The following is a 19,396-nucleotide window of genomic DNA, read 5'->3' as shown; positions in this document are numbered from 1 at the left end:
CGTCACTCGGCCGCGTCGGCGCGCGCGACGCCGTCGCGCAGGAAGGCGGTCAGCTCGTCGCGGAATTCGGGGCGCGCCAGGCCGAAGGCGACCGTGGCCTGCAGGAAGCCCAGCTTCGAGCCGCAATCGTAGCGCCGCCCCTCGAACATGAAGCCATGCACCCGCCCGCCGCGCAGCGCCTCGGCGGCGATGGCGTCGGTCAGCTGGATCTCGCCGCCCGCGCCCACGCGCTGTTCGTTGAGGATGTCGAGCACCGAGGGCGTCAGGATGTAGCGGCCGATCACCGCCAGGTTCGAGGGCGCGCGCTCGGGCGCGGGCTTTTCGACCATCGAGCGCACCCGCGCCAGCCGTCCGTCGCGCGATTCGACGTCCAGAACGCCATAGGCCGAGATGGCCGCGCCCTCGACCTCCATCGCCGCGACCATGCAGCCGCCGGTCTCGCGATGCGCCTCGACCATCTGCTGCAGGCAGGGCGCGCCGGGGGCGTCGATCACGTCGTCGGGCAGCAGCACGGCCACGGGCTCGTCGGCGATCAGGCGGCGCGCGCACCACACCGCATGGCCAAGGCCGCGCGCCTCGGTTTGGCGCACATAGGCGATGGCGCCGCTGTCCATGTTCGACTTCTCGACCTCGGCCAGAAGGTCGAACTTCTTCTTCAGCCGAAGGGTGCGCTCAAGCTCGGGGGCGGCGTCGAAGTAATCCTCGAGCGCCGACTTGCCGCGCGCGGTGACGAAGATGAACTCCTCGATCCCGGCCGCGCGCGCCTCGTCGATCGCATACTGGATCAGCGGCTTGTCCACCAGCGGCAGCACCTCCTTGGGGATGGCCTTGGTCGCCGGCAAAAATCGCGTGCCCAGTCCCGCGACGGGAAAGATCGCCTTGGTCACTCGCTTGCGCATCTCGTGCTCCAAATTGCGCGGCCGCGGCCGCATGGCCCCCTGCGCCGGGCGCGGGGCGAAATCATTCGATCCCGGCTTGCGCCAGCGCGCGCTCGACGCGCTCGACGTCCGCGGGGTTGTTCAGCTCCCAGAATACGCGGCCGCGGGATTCGACTTCGACGCACAGCATGCGCGCGCCGTTCTCGAGAAAACGAAGCTGCTCGAGCCCCTCGCACCTTTCCAGCTCGCCCTCGGGCCAGGCGGCGTATCGGCGCAGCGCCTCGGGAGTGTAGGCGTAACAGCCCACATGATGAAAGACGGGAATGCGCTCGTCGGGCGCAAAGCTGCGCCCGGTCCAGGGGATGACCTCCTTGGAGAAGTAGAGCGCGTTCATCGCGCGGTCGAAAACCGCCGTCGTGCCGCCCACGCGCCCGGCCATGCGGTCCTCGAGAAAGCTGCGATGGGCGGCCGCGTCGCAGCGCAGCACCGGGGTGGCGGCCTCGGCGCCCGAGCGCAGCATGGCCGCGATCAGCGCCTCGACGAACCAGGGCGGGGTCAGCGGCGCGTCGCCCTGAAGGTTGACGACGATGTCGGGCGCGGCCAGCTGCCCGAGGGCGGCGGCGCAGCGCTCGGTGCCGTTGCGGCAGTCGGCGGGGGTCATGGCCACGCGCGCCCCGAAGCCGCGCGCCGCCTCGGCGATGCGCGCGTCGTCGGTGGCGACGACGACCTCGGTCGCGCCGCGCACCTGCATCGCCGCCTCCCAGCTGCGGCGGATCAGCGGCTTGGCCTTGCCGCCGGCGCCGCGCAGCGGCTGCAGCGGCTTGCCCGGAAAGCGCGACGAGGCGTGGCGGGCGGGAATGACGATCGAGACGCGCGTCACAGCGGCTTCACCTCCACCCCCGGGGCGTAGCAGATGAAGAAGGGGTTCTCGTAGCCCGGCTTGCCGTAGGCGAGCGGGCCGCTTCCGTCCAGCCGGTCGACCCTGGCGCCGGCGGCGGCGGCCACGGCGTGGCCGGCGGCGGTGTCCCACTCCATGGTGCGGCCGAGGCGCGGGTAAAGGTCGGCCTCGCCCGCCGCCACCAGGCAGAACTTCAGCGACGAGCCCGCCGAGACGAAATCCTTCACCGCGTAGCGGGCGATGTATTCGTCGGTGGCCGCGTCGCGGTGCGACTTGGACGCCACCACGCGCAGCGCCGCGTTGTCGGGCGCGGCGACCGAGATCTCGCGCGCAAGGCCCTGCGCGGGGCGCGCCTCGACGGCGCGGCCCTGGGCGTCGACGTAGAACATGCGGTCGAGCGCCGGCGCGTAGACGACGCCGCGCGTGGGCGCGCCGTTCTCGACCAGGGCGATGTTGACGGTGAACTCGCCGCGGCGCTTGACGAATTCCTTCGTGCCGTCGAGCGGATCGACGATGAAGAACCGCTCGGCGCTCAGCGCGTGGCTCTCGGTCAGCTCCTCGGTGACGACGGGGATGTCGGGAAAGGCGTCGCGCAGCCCGGCGCGGATATGCGCGTCGGCGCGCTCGTCGGCGATGGTGACGGGGCTGTCGTCGGCCTTCAGCGCGACCTCGAATTCGGGGCCTTCGTAGACCTGCATCACGATCCGCCCGGCCTCGGCGGCCAGGCGGTTCAGCGTCGCGGCGACGGCGGCGTAATCCATGCTCTGCGCTCCGTTTCGTTTCGCGGCCCTTTTTACCCGGATCGCGGCGCAAGTCCATGGCCGCCGCCGGCGCGCGCGCAACCTTCGCGCGAAAGGCGGGCGCGCCGGCGGCGGGGCTTTGCAAGCGCGCCCGCGCGGGTCTATAAGCGCGCGCATGAGCCAGCTTCACACGCGCGATCCGGCCCTGGCCGTCCGAATTATCCGCCCGGCCTCCTGATCGATCGGGAGAGCCGGGACAAGGCGCATGCGAGACGCGCGCCGCCCTTGCCGGAAGACGGCAAGGCCTCAGCCCCCCTTCATGACGACGGACGATCAAGATGTGCGCAGACGACGCAAGCCCCGCGGCGCCCGACTACAAGTCCACCCTGTTCCTGCCCCGCACCGACTTTCCCATGCGCGCCGGCCTGCCCAGGCGCGAGCCCGAATGGCTGGCCCGCTGGGAGCGGCTGCGCATCTACGACCGCCTGCGCGAGAAGAAGGGCCGCCAGCCCTTCGTGCTGCATGACGGCCCGCCCTACGCCAACGGCCATCTGCATATCGGGCACGCGCTGAACAAGGTGCTCAAGGATTTCGTCGTGCGCTCGCAGCAGATGATGGGCCGCGACGCGCGCTACGTGCCCGGCTGGGACTGCCACGGCCTGCCCATCGAGTGGAAGATCGAAGAGCGCTACCGCGCCGCGGGCATGAACAAGGACGAGGCGCCGGTCAACGAGTTCCGCGCCGAGTGCCGCAAGTTCGCCATGCAATGGGTCGAGATCCAGCGCGAGGAGTTCAAGCGCCTCGGCGTCGCCGGCAAGTGGGACGACCCCTATCTGACCATGGATTTCGAGGCCGAGGCGGTCATCGCCGAGGAGTTCATGAAGTTCGTCATGAACGGCGCGCTCTACCAGGGCTCGAAGCCGGTCATGTGGTCGGTGGTCGAGAAGACCGCCCTGGCCGAGGCCGAGGTCGAGTATCACGACCATGTCAGCCCCGCGGTCTGGGTGCGCTTTCCCGTCGCGCGCGGCGCGCGCGAGGACGCGGCGGGCGCGGCGGCGGTGATCTGGACCACCACGCCCTGGACCATCCCCTCGAACCGGGCGGTGGCCTACAACCCGTCGGTGGAATACGGGCTTTACCGGGTGGACGAGGCGCCGCAGGACAACTGGGTCAGGGCGGGCGATCTGCTGCTGCTGGCCGACGCGCTGGCCGAAGAGACCATGCGCGCCGCGCGCGCCGGCGCCTGGACGCGGCTGCGCGCGGTCGCGGCCGACGAGCTGGCCGGGATGGTCTGCGCGCATCCGCTGCGCGGCGCCCCCGGCGCGGCGGGCGAGTGGGACTACGACGTGCCCATGCTGCCGGGCGAGCACGTCACCGACGACGCCGGCACGGGCTTCGTGCATACCGCGCCCAGCCACGGCGCCGACGACTATCTTCTGGGCCTGCGCCACGGCCTGCCCATGACCCACAACGTCGAAGAGGACGGCACGCTGCGCGCCGACATGCCGCTGTTCGGCGGCGCCGTGATCTTCGACCAGAAGGGGCGCGAGGGCGACGCCAACCGCCGCGTGATCGAGGCGCTGGCCGCGCAGGGCGCGATGGTGGCGCGCGGGCGGGTGACGCACTCCTACCCGCATTCCTGGCGCTCGAAGGCGCCGCTGATCTTCCGCAACACGCCGCAATGGTTCGTGGCCATCGACCGCCCGCTGGACGACGGCAAGGGCGAGCTGGGCGACACCATCCGCCAGCGCGCCCTGGCCTCGATCGACCGGCTGGTGCGCTTCCGCCCCGAGACGGGCCGCAACCGCCTGCGCGCGATGATCGAGACGCGCCCCGACTGGGTGCTGTCGCGCCAGCGCGCCTGGGGCGTGCCGCTGACCTGCTTCATGCGCCGCCTGCCCTCGGGCGAGGTCGAGCTGCTGCGCAACCCCGAGGTCAACGCCCGCATCGCCGCCGCCTTCCGCGCCGAGGGCGCCGACGCCTGGTTCCGCGACGACGCCAAGGAGCGCTTCCTCGGCGGCGTCGAGGGCGTGAACCCCGACGAGTGGGAAAAGGTCGAGGACATCCTCGACGTGTGGTTCGACTCGGGCTCGACCCACGCCTTCGTGCTGCGCGACCGCCCCGACGGCGTCTGGCCGGCGGATCTTTACCTCGAGGGCACCGACCAGCATCGCGGCTGGTTCCAGTCCTCGCTGCTGCAGGCCTGCGGCACCGTCGGGCGCGCGCCCTACAAGGGGGTGCTGACCCACGGCTTCACGCTGGACGAGAAGGGCATGAAGATGTCCAAGTCGCTCGGCAACACCGTGGCGCCCGAGGACGTGATCAACCAGTATGGCGCCGACATCCTGCGGCTGTGGGTGGCGCAGTCCGACTACTCGGCCGATCTGCGCATCGGGCCCGAGATCCTCAAGAACGCCGCCGACAGCTACCGGCGCCTGCGCAACACCATGCGCTTCATGCTCGGCGCGCTCGACGGCTTCGACGAGGCCGAGCGCGTGGACCCCGCCGAGATGCCCGAGCTCGAGCGCTACGTGCTGCACCGTCTGGCCGAGCTGGACGAGGAGGTGCGCGCGGGCTACGAGGCCTACGCCTTCTCGACCGTGTTCCAGAAGCTGTTCCACTTCTGCACGGTCGATCTGTCGGCCTTCTACTTCGACATCCGCAAGGACGCGCTCTATTGCGATGCGCCGGACAGCCTGCGCCGGCGCGCCTGCCGCACCACGCTCGACCTGCTGTTCCACCGGCTGGTCACGTGGCTGGCGCCGATCCTGTGTTTCACCATGGAAGAGGTCTGGCTGGCGCGCTTCCCCTCCGAGGACGACTCGGTGCATCTGCGCGACTTCCCCGACGCGCCCCTGCCGCGCGACGAGGCCCTGGCCGCGCGCTGGGCGCGGGTGCGCGCGGCGCGGCGCGCGGTGACCGGCGCGCTCGAGGTCGAGCGGCGCGAGAAGCGCATCGGCGCCAGCCTCGAGGCGGCGCCGCGGGTGCATGTGGCCGACAATGACCTGGCGGCGTTGCTGGAATCGCTCGATTTCGCCGAGGTCTGCATCACCTCCGGGATCGAGCTCGTTCCCGGCGAGGGGCCGGCCGACGCCTTCCGCCTGCCCGACGTCCCCGGCGTCGCCGTCGAGCCGCGCCGCGCCGAGGGCGACAAGTGCCTGCGCTGCTGGAAGATCCTGCCCGATGTCGGCCGGCACGCCCATCCGGGCGTGTGCGGGCGCTGCGACAAGGCGCTGGGCTGAACGCGGCGCGCGCGGCGCCGCCGGCCCGCCTCGACCGGCGCGGCGCGGGACCGGCGGCGGAGCGGCGCCGGGGCGCGTTCGGGGGCGTCGGGGGATGACGAAAGCGGCCGGCGGCGTCGGTCGTGGCCGGTCGGGAACGGCGCCCCTGCGCCGCGCCGCCGCCCAGCCGCCCGAGGCCGGGCCGCCTCCGGGTCGGCCCTTGCGTGAAGCCGCGCCCGCCTTGGCGGCCCGCCCCGCCCCCCATCGACGGCCCCCATCGGCACGACCGGCGGCCCTCGTCACGCCCCGGCGCTGGGCCGCGCGTCAGCGGCCGTCCTTGTCCATGTGGCGCGCGATGGTCTCGGCCGCCGCCGCCAGGCCGCTGCGCAGCGGCGCGCCCTGGGCGATCAGCGCCGCCTCGGCCGCGCCCAGCGCCCCGAGGATCATGGGCGGGTTCAGGTGCCCCATATGGCCGATGCGGAAGGCCTGCCCGGCGAAGGGCCCCAGCCCCACCCCCAGCACCAGCCCCAGCTCGCGATGCGCGCGCAGGCGCATGGCCTCGGCGTCCACCCCGCGGGCGAGGATCGTCGTCACCACGTCCGAGCGCTGCTCGGGCGCCAGCACGTTGAACTCGAGCGCGCCGCCCTCGGCCCATCCCGCCACGCAGGCGCGCACCGCCTCGGCCAGCGCGCGATGGCGCCGCCAGGCGGCCTCGAGCCCCTCTTCGCGCAAGAGCATGGTCAGCGCCTCGCGCAGGGCGAACAGGTGATGGGTGGGGCAGGTGCCGCAGAAGCGTTGGTAGAAGAGCTCGGGCTCGGCGCGCGCGCGCCAGTCCCAGTATTGGGTGACCAGATCGCCCTGCGCGGCCCAGGCGCGCGGGCCGACCCAGACGAATCCCAGCCCCGGCGGGGTCATCAGCCCCTTCTGCCCGGCGCCCACCATCACGTCCACGCCCCAGGCGTCCATCTCGAAGGGGATCGAGCCCAGGCAGGCGATGCAGTCCACGCAAAGCAGCGCCGGATGCCCCGCCGCGTCGATCGCCGCGCGCAGCGCCGCGACGTCGTTCAGCGCCGAGGACGCGGTGTCCACCTGCACGGTCAGCACCGCCTTGATGCGCCGCTCCTTGTCCGCGCGCAGCCGGTCCTCGAGCGCCTGGGGGTCGACCGCGCGCCGGCCGTCCGTGGCGATCAGCTCGACCTCGACGCCCATGCGCGCGGCCATCTCGCCCCAGCCGGCGGCGAAGCGGCCCGCGTCGAGGACCAGCGCCCGGTCGCCGCGCGAGAAAAGGTTGGCGATCGCCGCCTCCCACGCGCCATGCCCGTTGGCCACATAGATCACGGGGCGCGCCTGGCGCGTGCGCGCCAGCTCGGCCAGATCGGCCAGCACGCTTTCGGTCAGGGCGATGATCTCGCCCTCGTAGATGTTCGGGGCGGGGCGGTGCATGGCCGCCAGAACGCGGTCGGGAATGACCGAGGGGCCGGGAATGGCGACGAATTCTCTGCCGAAACGGAGGGACATGACGGGCCTTTCGCATTGCGGGTCTGGCGTTCGCGCTCCAGCTAGGCCATTTTCGGCGCCCGCGGCAAGGCGCGCGGAACCCGTCCGGCCGCAGGACCCGGCGCGGGCGCCGCATCCGGGCGCCGCGGCGGTCGGCGGCGACGGCCCGCGGGCCCCGCGCGCGGGCGCGGCGCCGACCGCAGGGCGGGACGGGCCGCGGGCGCGGGCCGGGGCATCAAGGGTCGGGCGCGATCGGCGCAGGAGCGAGGCATGGCGGGCGAAAAGACGCAGGACAAGGCGCGGGCCGAGGCGCGGGTGTGGCCCATCCTGCGCCGGCTGTGGCGCGACTGGCTGGCGCCGCGGCGCGGGCGGCTGGCGCTGAACCTGGCGCTCATCGCCATGGTGGCGGGCGCGACGGCGACCTATCCGGTGGTGATCCAGTGGGCGCTCGACGGGTTCGAGCGCCGCTCGCGCGAGATCATCGCCATGGCCCCGCTGGTGGTGGTGGCGGCGGTGCTGCTCAAGTCGGGGGCGCTTTACGCGCATCGCATGCTGACCAACTCGGTGCTGGCCGAGATCGAGGCCGACATGCAGCGCGCCATGTATGCGACGCTGGTGCGCGCCGACCTTGCGCGCCTCGATCGCGAGGCGCCGGCCGCCACGGCCAGCCGCTTCACCGTCGATGTGTCCTATGTGCGCTCGGCGCTCGAAAGCCTGATCACCTCGCTGGTGCGCGACGGGCTGACGGTGGTCGGGCTGCTGGCCTCGCTGCTCTGGATCGACTGGGAGCTGACGCTCTACGCCCTGGCGGCGCTGCCCATCGCCGCCGCGCCCATCGCCGCGATCGGGCGGCGGCTGCGGCGCATCGCGCGCCGCTCGCAGCAGGAGGCGGGGCAGATGACCGCCCGCGTCAACGAGGGGCTGGGCGGCATCCGCCTGGCCAAGACCTACCGGCTCGAGGACTACCTGACCCGCCGCGCGGGCGAAAGCTTCGAGACGCTGCGCAAGCTCAAGGTCAAGGCCGCCGACCAGCGCGCGCGCATCGATCCCGCGCTCGAGGCGCTGGCCGGCATCGGGCTGGCGGTGGTGTTCTACGTCATCGGCATGCGCATCGCCGAGGGGCGCAACACCATCGGCGACTTCATGGCCTTCGTCTCGGCCTTTCTCATCGCGGGGCAGCCGCTGCGCGCCTTCGGCAATCTCTATGCCCAGGTGCTGCAGGGCGCGGCGGCGGCCGAGCGCATCTACGAGCTGCTGGACGCCCGCCCGACCATCGCCGACCGCCCCGGCGCCGAGCCCCTGCCGCGCGCGCGCGGCGAGATCCGCTTCGAGAATGTCGGCTTCGTCTACGAGGACGGCTCGCGCGCGCTCAGCGAGGTGAACCTGACCGTGCCGGCGGGCGCGCGCGTGGCGCTGGTGGGGCGCTCGGGCGCGGGCAAGAGCACGATCTTCAACCTCATCCCGCGCCTTTACGACGCCACCGAGGGGCGCGTGCTGATCGACGGGCGCGACGTGCGCGACGTGACGCTGGACAGCCTGCGCGACCAGATCGCCGTGGTCAGCCAGGAGCCGGTCATCTTCGACGACACCGTGGCGCGCAACATCGCCTTCGGCCGCCCGGGCGCGAGCATGGACGAGATCCGCGCCGCCGCCCGCGCCGCCAACGCCGCCGACTTCATCGAGGCGCTGCCCGAGGGCTACGAGACCATGGCGGGCCCGCGCGGGGGGCGGTTCTCGGGCGGCGAGCGCCAGCGCCTGACCATCGCCCGCGCCATCTTGCGCGACGCGCCGATCCTGCTGCTGGACGAGGCGACCTCGGCGCTCGACGCCGAATCCGAGGCGCTGGTGCGCGCCGCGCTCGACCGGCTGGCGGCGGGGCGCACGACCTTCGTCATCGCCCACCGCCTGTCCACGGTGCGCGACGCGGATCTGATCGTGGCGCTGGACCGCGGGCGCGTGGTCGAGCAGGGCCGCCATGAAGAGCTGATCGCGCGCGGGGGGCTTTACGCCGAGCTCCACAGGCTCCAGTTCAATGAGGATTGACCCCGCGCCGCCCGACGGGCCGGGCGCGGGCGCAGGGGAGGTCGCATGAGCAACGAGATTGGGAATCGCCCCGGCGGCGCGCCGGGCCTGGGGGGCGAGGGCGTCGATCGGCTGATCGAGATGCTGGCCAGGCTGCCCGGGCTGGGCCCGCGCTCGGCGCGGCGCGCGGCGCTGCATCTGCTCAAGCGGCGCGAGTCGCTCATGGCGCCGCTGGCGCAGACCATGGCCGAGGTCGCGCGCACGGTGCGCCCCTGCGCCGAGTGCGGCGCGCTGGCCACGGCCGAGCGCTGCGCCATCTGCGCCGATCCGCGCCGCGACGCGGGGCTGATCTGCGTGGTCGAGGACGTCTCGGATCTGTGGGCGATGGAGCGCTCGGGCGCCTATGCCGGCCGCTATCACGTCCTGGGCGGCGTGCTGTCGGCGCTTGACGGGATCGGGCCGGACGAGCTGCGCATCCCGGACCTCGCGCGGCGCGTGCGCGAGGGCGCGGTGCGCGAGGTGATCCTGGCCCTGCCCGCGACCATGGACGGGCATACCACGGCGCATTACATCGCCGCGCAGCTCGAGGGGCTGAGCGCCGTCACTTCGCTGGCGCAGGGCGTCCCGGTCGGGGGCGAGCTGGACTACCTGGACGACGGCACCATCACCGCCGCGCTGCGCCAGCGGCGCGGCCTGTAGGCGCGCGGCCGGGCGTGCGGCGAGCCCGCGTCCAAGCGGGCGCGCGGCCTGGTCATCCTGCGCGGCGGGGCGCGCGCCGCCGCGTCAGGGCGCGCCCGCGCGGCGCAGGAAGTCGCCCAGCTGCCAGGGCAGCAGGATGGGATGCGCCAGCGACAGCAGCGCCGCATCGGGCGCGCGCCCGGCCTCGTCCAGCGCGGCGCGCCAGCGCTCGGCGTCGATCAGCGCGCGCCAGATCTCGCTGCGCGCCAGTTCGGGCGCGTCGGCGCGGATGCGGGGCAGGGCGGCGCGCATCAGGCGCCCGAAATCGGGCTGGAACAGGTCCTTGTCCTCGCGCTCGGCGATGGCGGGCGGAACCAGGGGGCGCAGCAGCGCGCGGATGAGCGCGCGGTTGCGCCATCGGCCGTCCGGCCCGCGCCCCAGCTTGAGCGAGACGGGCGCGGCCAGCACGGCGCGCAGCAGTCGCGCGTCCAGAAGCGGCAGGCGCTGCGCGATGCGCCGACCGCCCGGCAGGTCATGCGCCTGCCCCGTCCAGGCCGGCAGGGCGGCCAGCGCCGCGGCCTCTTCGGCGGCGACGGTGCGATGATAGCGCAGATGCGCGCTGCACCCGGTCTGCGCCAGGCGCGCGGCTATGGCCGGATCCGTGCGCAGGATGGCCGGCAGCTCGCGCGCGGCGGCGTCCGGGCGCAGGCGCCGCCAGGCCTCGTAAATCGGCAGCGGCTTGACGAAGCCGCCCAGCAGGATGTTGCGCCAGCGTCCGCCCGCCGCGCGCCGGCGCGCCAGCTCGGGCGCCAGGGCGCGCCAGCGGCCGGTGACCAGGAACTCGAACAAGGCCGGCTCGCCATGCGAGGACAGCGCGAAATCGCCGCCGAAGCCGCTGAACAGCGCATCCGCGCCCAGATCCGCGGCCGCCTGCGCCAGCAGCAGCTGCGTCGCGTGCATCACGTCCGGGTTCGGCGAGGCCGCCTGCCGCCACCAATGCGCCGAGGGCGCCAGCAGGTCCAGATCGCCCGCCGGCGTCTCGTGCAGGCGCAGCCCGGGCAGGGCTTGCGCCAGCGCGCGTTGATGGGCGCGCTCGTCGGTCAGGGCGGGGTCCGCGCCGGGGCCCAGAACCGAGGCGAACGCCTCCACCGGGCCGCGCGCGGCCAGATGCGCCGCGATCAGCGCCGAATCGAGCCCGCCCGACAGCATCATCGCCGCCGGTCCCGATCCGGGCGCGCGCGCCAGCGTGGCCGTGCGCGCGCGCTCGGCCACGGCCTGCGCGATCTCGTCCGCCGAGCGCCCGGCAAGCGCCGGATCGGGGCCCAGCGGGGCGACGGCGCGGCGCGATTCGCCCTCGGGCCCAAGGCGCAGCGCCGCGCCCGGCGGCGCCTGGGCGATGTCGGCGAAGTAGGCGTGCTCGGGCCCCGGCTGGCGCGCGGCCAGGAACAGCGCGCAGGCGGCGAAATCGGGCGTGCGCGAGACCCCCGGCGCCGCCAGCAGCATGTGGGGCGAGCTGGCGAACAGCGTCGCGCCCCCCGCCAGCCGCGCGATCCAGAGCGGCCCGTGGCCCCAGCGATCGCGCAGCAGCGTCAGCGCCGGGCGCCGGGGATCGTGCATGAGCGCGGCGAACACGCCCTCGGCCTCGTCCAGCCGGCCGGCGGCGGCCAGCGCCGCCAGGCGCCGCAGGTCGCGCGCGGCCCGAGGCGCGGCGGCCGCGTCGCGCGCCGGATCGGTCGGGCGGAAACCCGGGACGAGCGTCTGGCCGAACCCCGGGGCGAAATCAGGGTCGAACGCCTGGTCGAACGTCTGGTCGAACTCCGGGGCGAACTCCGGGGCGAACAGCGTCGCGTCGCCGGCGGCGAACAGGGCGGGCCCGCCATCGGGCGCGGGGGCGGCGGTCATCATCGGCGCGGGATCGGCCCCGGCCGCCGCCGCGGCCACGCGCAGGAAGGGGCTGGGCGCGGCTTCGCGCCAGCGCAGGCCCGGGGCGTCGGCGACGGGCGGGGCGGCGCGCATGGCGCGCATCGCCGCCTCGAGCAGATCGGCGCGTCCGCGCGGGTCGAAGGCGCCGGCGAACCAGCGCTGCGCGCGCTCGAACGCGTCGGGATCCTCGGTCGGGCCGCTCATGCGCGGCCGGGGGCCCCATTTGAGTCGCCCGTATCCGCGCCGCCCCGGCCGGCGTCGCCCGCATCCGCGCCGGGCTCGTCCGCCGCCGCGCCCGCGTCCGCGCCGCCCTCATCCGCGCCGCCCGCATCCGCCATGGGCCGGCCCGCGGCGCCCTGATCGCTTGCGCCCCGATCCGCCGCGCCTTCGCCCACCTCGCCCGCATCCGCGGCCGGCAAGGGGCCTGCGATCAGCTCGAGCGCGCCCTCGGCGACCAGCTCGGCCAGAAACGGACCGATGTCCGCGGCGATGCGCTCGGGCGCCGCGTCGAAATCGCGCGCAAGGTCCCGCGCCAGATCGGCCGGGCGCATCGGCCTGGCCAGGCGCTCCCAGATCTCGGCGCCGATGCGGTCAAGGTCCAGATAGACGCGCCCATCCGCGGCCAGCAGCACCAGCTCGTCCGCGCTCATGCGCGCTTCGAGCACGCCCCGAGCGCGGCGCAAGAGCATGTTTTCCGCATCGTCGAAGATCATCGGCCCTCCTTTCGCGTCAGGGGCCGCGCCCCTCGCCTGCGCCCGCGCCGCCGCCCCCGGGGCGGGCGTCAGGACGCGTCGCCGATGATGCAGTCCGCGATCAGCTTTGCAACCTCGGGCATCGCGCCATAGCGGCGCGGGCGCGCAAGGCGCAGCGCCGGGATGCGGCCGGCCAGGGCCGCCAGCCGCGCCAGGATCTCGCCCTCGCGCCCAAGCGCGCGCGCCAGAGCCGGGCGCTGGATTGCGCCGCGCAGGGCGTCGAGGGCTTCGATGCGGTTCATCTCGCTGGTCTCGGGGGCGGCCTCGGGCGGATGCAGCCAGTCGAGGACGACGATCGCCCGCAGCGGCGCCGGCGCCGGCGCGTTCTCGCGCGTGCGCAGGATCGTCTTGGACATGCCCTCGACCGGCACGCGCGCGCCCGGGCCACCCAGGGCCCTGGCGCTGTCGGGCCAGAGCTTGACCGTGCCGATGGCGGGCTGAACCAGCGGCCCGCCGGGCGCGCGGTCATCGAGCGCGGTCAGATCGTCGGCCAGCATGGCGAATCCCATCCCGCCCAGCGCCGCGGCCAGGGTCGACTTGCCCGCCCCCGCCGGGCCCAGCAACAGCGCCGCGCCCCGAGGCAGGGCGACGGCGGCCGCGTGCAGCGGCAGCCCGCCGCGCTGGTGCAGCAGCACCGCGCTGGCGCCGTAGCCCAGCAGCAGCCGCGCCGCCTGCGGGCCGAAACCCGCGCCCGCGCCGGGGCCGGCGGCGGGCGAGGGGTCGATGGTGATGCGCGCGCCCTCCTCGATCAGGGCGCGGAAGGCCGCGTCCTCGATGGCGACCCGGCCCGGCCCCAGAATGCGGCAATCGCCCGCCAGCGGCGCGCGCGCCAGCGCCGCGGGCGCAACCGCCCCGAGGCGCGCGGTCACGTCGGCCCGCGCTCCGGGCGGCGCCGGGGCCATGCCGGGCACGTCGAAGGGGCAGGCGAAGACCAGGCCGTGCGCGCTCAGAAGACGGGCGGGCGCCGGATCGGTGGGGCCCGGATCGGGGCCGCCGGTCAAGGGCCCGGGGGAATCGGGGTGGGAATCGGGGTGGGAATCGGGGGCGGAATGCCGGGCGGCGCTCCGTCGGGCCTTGCGGTCGGGGTTCCGCTCGGGGCTCTGCGCGGGGTTCTGCTCGGGGGGCTCGGTCATGGCATCCTCGGCGCTCGTCCGCGGCCCGGGCGGCCGGCCCGGCTTGCCGGGCGCGGGCGGCTTGCGTAATGGTCGTCGCACAACCGCAGGCCCGCCGCAACGGATGGACATGACCGCAAGCGCCTTCATCACGCCGCCTCCGGGCCGCGCGCGCCCATGAGCGCGCCGCCGCATGTCGCGGGCGCGGCCTCGCACTGGGCGCATCTGCCGATGGCCGAGCCCGCGCGCCTCGAGGCCGCGCTGACCCTGGCCGGCGCGCCGTTCCGCCCGTTGCGCCGGGCGCTGCATGTCGATTGCGGGCGCGGCGTGACGCCCGCCATCCTGTCCGCATGCGGCGTCGAGGCGCACGGCCTTGTCCTGCGCGAGGACGAGGCCGCGGACGCGCGCGCGCTGGCCGCCGCGTCGGGCGCGCGCGTGCATTCCGGCTGGCGCGAGGCCGAGGCGGCGTTCGGTCCCGGCGCGCTCGACCTGATCGCGGTTCCCGAATGCTGGGAGGAGCTGGACGAGGCCGCGCGCGAGGCCCTGATCGCGCTGGCGGCGCGGGCGCTGGCGCCGGGCGGCGCGTTGATGCTGACGCACGAGGTCCTTCCCGGCGCGGCCGAGGAGCTGCCCCTGCGCCAGCTGGCCCGCCTGTGCTGGGCGCGGACGGATCCCGGGGCCTCCGAGGCCGCGCGCGCCGCGCAGGCGCTCGCGCTTCTGGAAGAGGCGCTTGCGCTCAGCCACGCGCTGTTTCGCGGCTATGGCGGGTTCGACGCCCAGATGGCCGAGCTGCGCGCCCTGCCGCCCGAGCTGGCCGCCCGGCGCTGGTTCCGCCGCCCGGCCGCGCCCGAGGGGGTGGAGCGGCTGTGCGCGCGGCTTGAGCGGGCGGGACTGCGGCTGGCGGCGCCGGCCGACCCGGCGCGTCTGCTGCGCGATCTCGATTTCACCCCCGAGCAGCAGGCCCTGATCGCGGCGCGCATCCCGCAGGGCGGCCCGGCGGCCGAAGAGCTGGGCGACATCCTTGCGCGCCGCCTGCGGCGTGCGGATCTGTTCGTCAAGCCCGGCGGGCGCAGGGCCGATCCGGCGGCGCTGCGCCTTGCGGCGCGGGGGCCGGCCGGGGCGCCGCCGGGGCGGGTCGAGGGTCTGCTGGGCTCGGCGGCGCTGTCGCGGCGCGTGCACGGGCCGATGCTCGAGGCGCTGCGCGCCGACGGCCCGGCGCGGCTGGGCGCGCTCGCCGAGCGGCTGGGCATGACGCTCGAGGCCGCGCGGCGGGCGGCGGCGGCGCTCTTGTCCTCGGGCGACCTCGCCCCCGCGCCCGAAGAGCCGCCGGCCGCGCCGCCGCGCGTGCGGGCGGTCAACGCCGCATTGGCCGCGCTGGCCGATGGACGCGGCGGGCCGCGGGCGCTGGCCGCGCCGGCCATCGGCGGCGCGGTCGAGCTCGACGCCGAGGGCATGCGCCTTGCCGGCGCGGCGCTGGGCGGCGCGGACGAGGACGTCGATTCGCTGATCGCGGCGCTGGGCGACGCGCAACCGCCGGAGCAAGGGGGGGCGGCGGCCTCGCCGGCCATGGCGGCGCTGCGCCGGCGCGCTGAACGCTTCGTTCACCAGGATTTCAGCATTCTGCGCGCCCTCGGCGCGATCTGAACGGCCCGAGCCGGGCCGCGCGCCGGCTTCTGGGCGCTTTCATTCATCGCCGCAGGGTGCTATCTTGCGCCCGAGCGCAAAGACATTGGCGTAGGCATTGCGAGGACAGGACATGAACGAGAAGCAGGCGTGGCAGGCCCCCAAGCTGACCAAGGTCGAGGTCAAGGCCGCGACTCAGGGCAACGGCAAGCCCAAGAACCCGGGCGACGCCTGCGGCTACGCGGCGCTGGGCAGCACGGCGAAGTGCTCCTGACGCACGCTCGCGCCGCGGCCCCGCGCCGCGCGACGGCATGACCATTCTCCGCTTCGCCCGGATCCTCTGGACGCTCGAGCGTCGGCGCATCGCGCCGGCGCTCGTTCTGCTTGCGCTGGTCACGGCGACCGAGGGGCTCGGGCTGCTCAGCCTTGGCGGCCTGCTGGCGCAAAGCGGGCTCGAGGGCGCGGCCGTGGGCGGCCCCTTCGGCTGGCTCGAGCGCGCGCTGGGCGCCGCGCCGGGCTTCGAGGCGCTGCTGGCGTTGTTCCTGGCCGCGGTGCTGGCGCGGGCGGGCGCGGCGTATCTGTACGGCGAGCTTGCCGCTCGCATCATGGCCGGGCTGATGCACAAGCTGCGCATGCGCCTTTATCGCGCGGTGGCCGGCGCGCGCTGGCCGCAGGTGCAGGGCGCGCGGCGGGCCGACCTGCACCATGCGCTGACCATGGCCCCGAACGAGCTGGCCCATGGCGCGGACGTGGCCATGCGCCTTGCCGTGGCGTGCTGCGTGGCGCTGACGGCGGGCGCGCTGGCGCTGACGGTCGAGCCGCGCGTGGTGCTGGCGGCGGCGGGCGTGGCCGGGGCGCTGGCGCTGCCGATGCTGTGGATCGACCGCCTGATCGCGCGCGGCAGCCGCGACGTCTTTCGCCGCACGGCGCGGCTCTACGACCATGTGGCGCGGTATCTGGACAATCTGAAGCTCGATCGCTTCCTGGCGCGGCCCGGCGCGCAGGGCGCAACCGGATCGGCCGCGTTCGAGGACGCCTCGCGCCGGCAGGCGCAGATGGCGCGGCGGGTGCGGCGGCTGGGGCTGCGCTCGGATCTGGCGCATCAGGCGGGCGGCGCGACGGCGCTGGCGGCGATCCTGTGGATCGCGGCGCATTCGGGCATGACGGCGGGCGAGGGCGCGCTGATGGCGGTCCTGTTCATGCGCCTTCTGCCGCGGCTGATGTCGGCGCATGAGCTGCTGCAGGAGCTGATCTCGGTCGCCGCCGCCTTCGCCGAATACGAGCGCCAGGTGCGCGACTTCGCCGCCGCCGCCGAGCCGCGCGGCCCCGCCGCCGCGCTGGCGCGCGCGCGCGGCCCCGCGCGGGTGAGCGTGCGCGCGCTGTCGCACACGCATCCGGGCGCGCAGACGCCGGCGCTGCGCGACGTGACGCTGGACCTGCCCGCGGGCACGGCGACGGCGCTGATGGGCCTGTCGGGCGCGGGCAAGACGACTCTCGCCGACCTCATGTGCGGTCTGATGGCGCCGAGCGCCGGGCAGGTGCTGGTCGATGGCGCGCCGCTGGCCGAATCGGACCTGGCCGCTTGGCGCGCGCAGGTGGCGCTGGTCAGCCGCGACGATTTCCTGGCGCCGGACACGCTGCGCGCCAATCTGGCCATGGGCGCCGCCGAGGCCGACGAGGCGGCGATGTGGCGCGCGCTCGAGCTGGTCGGCTTCGCCGAGCGCGCCCGCGCCATGGGCGGGCTGGACGCCGAGGTGGGCGACCGGGGCGATCGCCTGTCGGCGGGCGAGCGCCAGCGCATCTGCCTGGCGCGCGCGATCCTGCGCCGCCCGCGCTTTCTTGCGCTGGACGAGGCGACCTCGGCGATGAACCCGCTGGACGAGGCGCGCATCGTCGGGCGGCTTGCCGCGCTGCGGGCCGAGACGACCATCCTCGTCGTCGCGCATCGGCTGTCCTCGGTGGCGTGGGTCGACCGCATCGCCGTGATCGAGGAGGGGCGCCTGGCCGCCGCGGGCCCGCGAGCGCAGATGGCCGCGCATGGCTTTCTGGGGCGCATGGCCGCGGCCGAGGCTCCGGCGGGACTGGACGAGGCGCCCGCGCGGCGCGCGCATCCGGGCGACGTCGCCGAAGCCTCGGATCGGCGGGATGATGAGACGATCCCGCGCGCGGCCGAGGTCGAGGCCGAAGGCGCCGCGCAGGCGCCGGGGTCCGGCGGCGCCGAAGCCTCGGATCGGCCGGGCGATGAAACGAACCCGCGCCCGGCCGGGGGCGTCTCGGGTGAAGGCGCGGCGCAGGCGCTGGGGTCCGGCGGCACCGAAGACTCGGACCGGCCGGGCGACGAAGCGAACCCGCGTCCGGCCGAGGGCGATGCGCGCGAAGGTGCGCCGCCGCGGCCAGGGCGCGGCGGCGTCGCCCAGCCGTCTGGCGCGCCGGACGCCCGGACCCCGCCAGCGACCGGCCGCGGCGCTTGCGGCGCGCCGGCGCCGGCCCGCGCGGCCGGCTCGTCCGGGCGATGAGGCGCGCGCGCCGCTTCCCCCCCACGGCGCGCGAGCTGCGCCTGTTCTGCGCCGCCTGGGCGCGGCTGGCACAGGCGCGGATGATGCATGCGCGCATGGACGCCCCCGCCGTGCTGCGCCGCCTGCGCCAGCCCGCTCGCGCGCCGGGCCGCCCCCGCGCCGGCGCCCCGACGGCGGACGAGATGCGCTGGGCGCTGGCGGCGGCGGCGCGGCGCGCGCCCTGGCGGGCCGATTGCCTGGTGCAGGCGCTGGCGGGCAAGCTGTGGCTCGAATCGCTGGGGCGCGACGCCGAGCTGCGCCTTGGGGCTCTGCGCGGCGCCGACGGCGCGCTGACCGCCCATGCCTGGCTCGAGCTGGACGGCCTGCCGGCGACGGGCGGCGCGCTCAGCCCCGAGCTTGCCGCCTTCGCGCCGGCCGCGGATCCGCCCGCCGCCCCAGACTAGCCGGCCGCCGACGACCGGCCGCGCCGCGAGCGCGCCGGGCGGGGGCGCTCAGACCGCGTAGCGCGCCCGATACCAGTCGACGAAGCGGCGCAGCCCGACCTCGAGCGGCGTGTCGGGGCGGAAGCCCACCTCGCGCTCAAGCTCGGTCACGTCCGCCCAGGTCGAGCGCACGTCGCCCGGCTGCATGGGCAGGAACTGCTTGATCGCCTCGCGCCCGGCCGCCTCTTCAAGGATGCGGACCATGTCCATCAGCCGCTCCTTGCGGCGGTTGCCGATGTTGTAGACCCGGTGCGGCGCCCAGCTCGAGCCGGGATCGGGGTTCATGCGGTCGAAATCGGGGTTCGGACGGGCGATGTGCGGAATCAGCCGCGCGACCCCCTCGACGATGTCGTCCACATAGGTGAAGTCGCGCTCCATCTCGCCATTGTTGTAGATCTGGATGGGGCGGCCCTCGAAGATCGCCTTGGCGAACTTGAAATACGCCATGTCCGGCCGCCCCCACGGCCCGTAGACGGTGAAGAAGCGCAGACCCGTGGCGGGCAGCCCGTAAAGGTCGGCATAGGCATGGGCCATCAGCTCGTTGGCCTTCTTGGTCGCGGCGTAGAGGCTGACCGGGTGATCGACGCTGTCGCGCACCGAGAAGGGCGCCTTGACGTTGCCGCCATAGACCGAGCTGGACGAGGCGTAGACCAGGTGGCGCACCTGCGTGCGGCGGCACTCTTCGAGCACGTTGAGAAAGCCGGTCAGGTTCGATTCGGCGTAGGCGTGCGGATTGTCGATCGAGTGGCGCACCCCCGCCTGCGCCGCCAGGTTGACCACGAAGGGCGGCTCGTGCGCGTCGAAGACCGCGCGCAGCGCGTCGCGGTCGGCGATGTCGGCCTGGTGGAAGGCGAATCGCGGCCGCTCGCGCAGCTGCGCCAGGCGGTCGGTCTTGAGCTGCACGTCGTAATAGGGGTTGAGGTTGTCGAGCCCGACCACCGTCTTGCCCGCCTCGAGCAGGCGCAGCGCCAGGAAATAGCCGATGAACCCCGCCGCGCCCGTCACAAGGATCGGGGCGTCGTCGGGAATGTCGGCGAGCGGATCTCGGGTCATG

General features: G+C 74.9%; 15 protein-coding genes. 7 read left to right on the top strand and 8 right to left on the bottom strand.

Going from position 1 to position 19,396, the window contains the following annotated elements; all coding sequences use genetic code 11:
• Nucleotides 1–2: 2 nt before the first annotated feature.
• The 3 genes from galU to cysQ all read right to left on the bottom strand — a co-directional run bounded on the left by galU (nt 3) and on the right by cysQ (nt 2,537).
• A complete protein-coding gene (galU, locus tag LY05_RS08210; protein ID WP_148922794.1) occupies nt 3–899 on the bottom strand; it encodes a UTP--glucose-1-phosphate uridylyltransferase GalU in 897 nt (298 codons plus the stop codon).
• 61 nt (nt 900–960) lie between these two features.
• On the bottom strand, nt 961–1,758 hold the full coding sequence (locus LY05_RS08205; RefSeq protein ID WP_148922793.1) for a 3-deoxy-manno-octulosonate cytidylyltransferase: 798 nt from the start codon (nt 1,756–1,758) through the stop codon (nt 961–963).
• Entirely contained in the window at nt 1,755–2,537 is a 783-nt protein-coding gene (cysQ, locus tag LY05_RS08200; protein WP_072748264.1) for a 3'(2'),5'-bisphosphate nucleotidase CysQ, read from the bottom strand. The genes LY05_RS08205 and cysQ overlap by 4 nt, the downstream gene beginning before the upstream one ends.
• A gap of 317 nt (nt 2,538–2,854) precedes the next feature.
• Between cysQ and ileS the strand changes: the two genes are divergently transcribed.
• Entirely contained in the window at nt 2,855–5,758 is a 2,904-nt protein-coding gene (gene ileS, locus LY05_RS08195) for an isoleucine--tRNA ligase (RefSeq protein ID WP_072748263.1), read from the top strand.
• A gap of 303 nt (nt 5,759–6,061) precedes the next feature.
• Here ileS and LY05_RS08190 read toward each other — a convergent pair whose 3' ends face one another.
• Nucleotides 6,062–7,255 (bottom strand): pyridoxal-phosphate-dependent aminotransferase family protein, encoded by a 1,194-nt coding sequence (locus LY05_RS08190; protein WP_148922792.1) that lies wholly within the window; start codon nt 7,253–7,255, stop codon nt 6,062–6,064.
• A gap of 249 nt (nt 7,256–7,504) precedes the next feature.
• Here LY05_RS08190 and LY05_RS08185 point away from each other — a divergent pair, with 249 nt between their 5' ends.
• Both LY05_RS08185 and recR read left to right on the top strand, forming a co-directional pair.
• A complete protein-coding gene (locus LY05_RS08185) occupies nt 7,505–9,277 on the top strand; it encodes an ABC transporter ATP-binding protein (RefSeq protein ID WP_148922791.1) in 1,773 nt (590 codons plus the stop codon).
• Between the two features lie 45 nt (nt 9,278–9,322).
• The gene (recR, locus tag LY05_RS08180; protein WP_148922790.1) at nt 9,323–9,955 is read left to right on the top strand and encodes a recombination mediator RecR; all 633 of its coding nucleotides are present in this window, start codon (nt 9,323–9,325) and stop codon (nt 9,953–9,955) included.
• 84 nt (nt 9,956–10,039) lie between these two features.
• Here recR and LY05_RS08175 read toward each other — a convergent pair whose 3' ends face one another.
• The 3 genes from LY05_RS08175 to LY05_RS08165 all read right to left on the bottom strand — a co-directional run bounded on the left by LY05_RS08175 (nt 10,040) and on the right by LY05_RS08165 (nt 13,742).
• Nucleotides 10,040–12,061: an asparagine synthase-related protein gene (locus tag LY05_RS08175; protein WP_148922789.1), complete on the bottom strand. Its 2,022-nt coding sequence runs from the start codon at nt 12,059–12,061 to the stop codon at nt 10,040–10,042.
• A complete protein-coding gene (locus LY05_RS08170) occupies nt 12,058–12,570 on the bottom strand; it encodes a PqqD family protein (protein WP_148922788.1) in 513 nt (170 codons plus the stop codon). Before LY05_RS08170 ends, LY05_RS08175 begins: the two co-directional genes overlap by 4 nt.
• A gap of 68 nt (nt 12,571–12,638) precedes the next feature.
• Nucleotides 12,639–13,742: a hypothetical protein gene (locus tag LY05_RS08165; RefSeq protein ID WP_148922787.1), complete on the bottom strand. Its 1,104-nt coding sequence runs from the start codon at nt 13,740–13,742 to the stop codon at nt 12,639–12,641.
• 156 nt (nt 13,743–13,898) lie between these two features.
• Here LY05_RS08165 and LY05_RS08160 point away from each other — a divergent pair, with 156 nt between their 5' ends.
• The 4 genes from LY05_RS08160 (at nt 13,899) to LY05_RS08150 (ending at nt 18,303) form a co-directional block, all read left to right on the top strand.
• A complete protein-coding gene (locus LY05_RS08160; protein WP_148922786.1) occupies nt 13,899–15,365 on the top strand; it encodes a hypothetical protein in 1,467 nt (488 codons plus the stop codon).
• 112 nt (nt 15,366–15,477) lie between these two features.
• The gene (locus tag LY05_RS15120; protein WP_170258900.1) at nt 15,478–15,618 is read left to right on the top strand and encodes a hypothetical protein; all 141 of its coding nucleotides are present in this window, start codon (nt 15,478–15,480) and stop codon (nt 15,616–15,618) included.
• Nucleotides 15,619–15,655: 37 nt separating this feature from the next.
• A complete protein-coding gene (locus tag LY05_RS08155) occupies nt 15,656–17,860 on the top strand; it encodes an ABC transporter ATP-binding protein (protein WP_148922785.1) in 2,205 nt (734 codons plus the stop codon).
• Nucleotides 17,857–18,303, top strand: coding sequence for a lasso peptide biosynthesis B2 protein (locus LY05_RS08150; RefSeq protein WP_148922784.1), 447 nt, complete (start codon nt 17,857–17,859; stop codon nt 18,301–18,303). The genes LY05_RS08155 and LY05_RS08150 overlap by 4 nt, the downstream gene beginning before the upstream one ends.
• A gap of 48 nt (nt 18,304–18,351) precedes the next feature.
• On the opposite strand, the gene LY05_RS08145 is transcribed toward LY05_RS08150, so the two are convergent.
• The gene (locus tag LY05_RS08145) at nt 18,352–19,395 is read right to left on the bottom strand and encodes an NAD-dependent epimerase (RefSeq protein WP_148922783.1); all 1,044 of its coding nucleotides are present in this window, start codon (nt 19,393–19,395) and stop codon (nt 18,352–18,354) included.
• Nucleotide 19,396 lies beyond the last annotated feature (1 nt).

This window comes from Oceanicella actignis, assembly GCF_008124525.1.
In the GTDB taxonomy this organism is placed as follows: Bacteria; Pseudomonadota; Alphaproteobacteria; order Rhodobacterales; family Rhodobacteraceae; genus Oceanicella; species Oceanicella actignis.
This window is presented reverse-complemented; position numbering and strand designations above follow the sequence as displayed.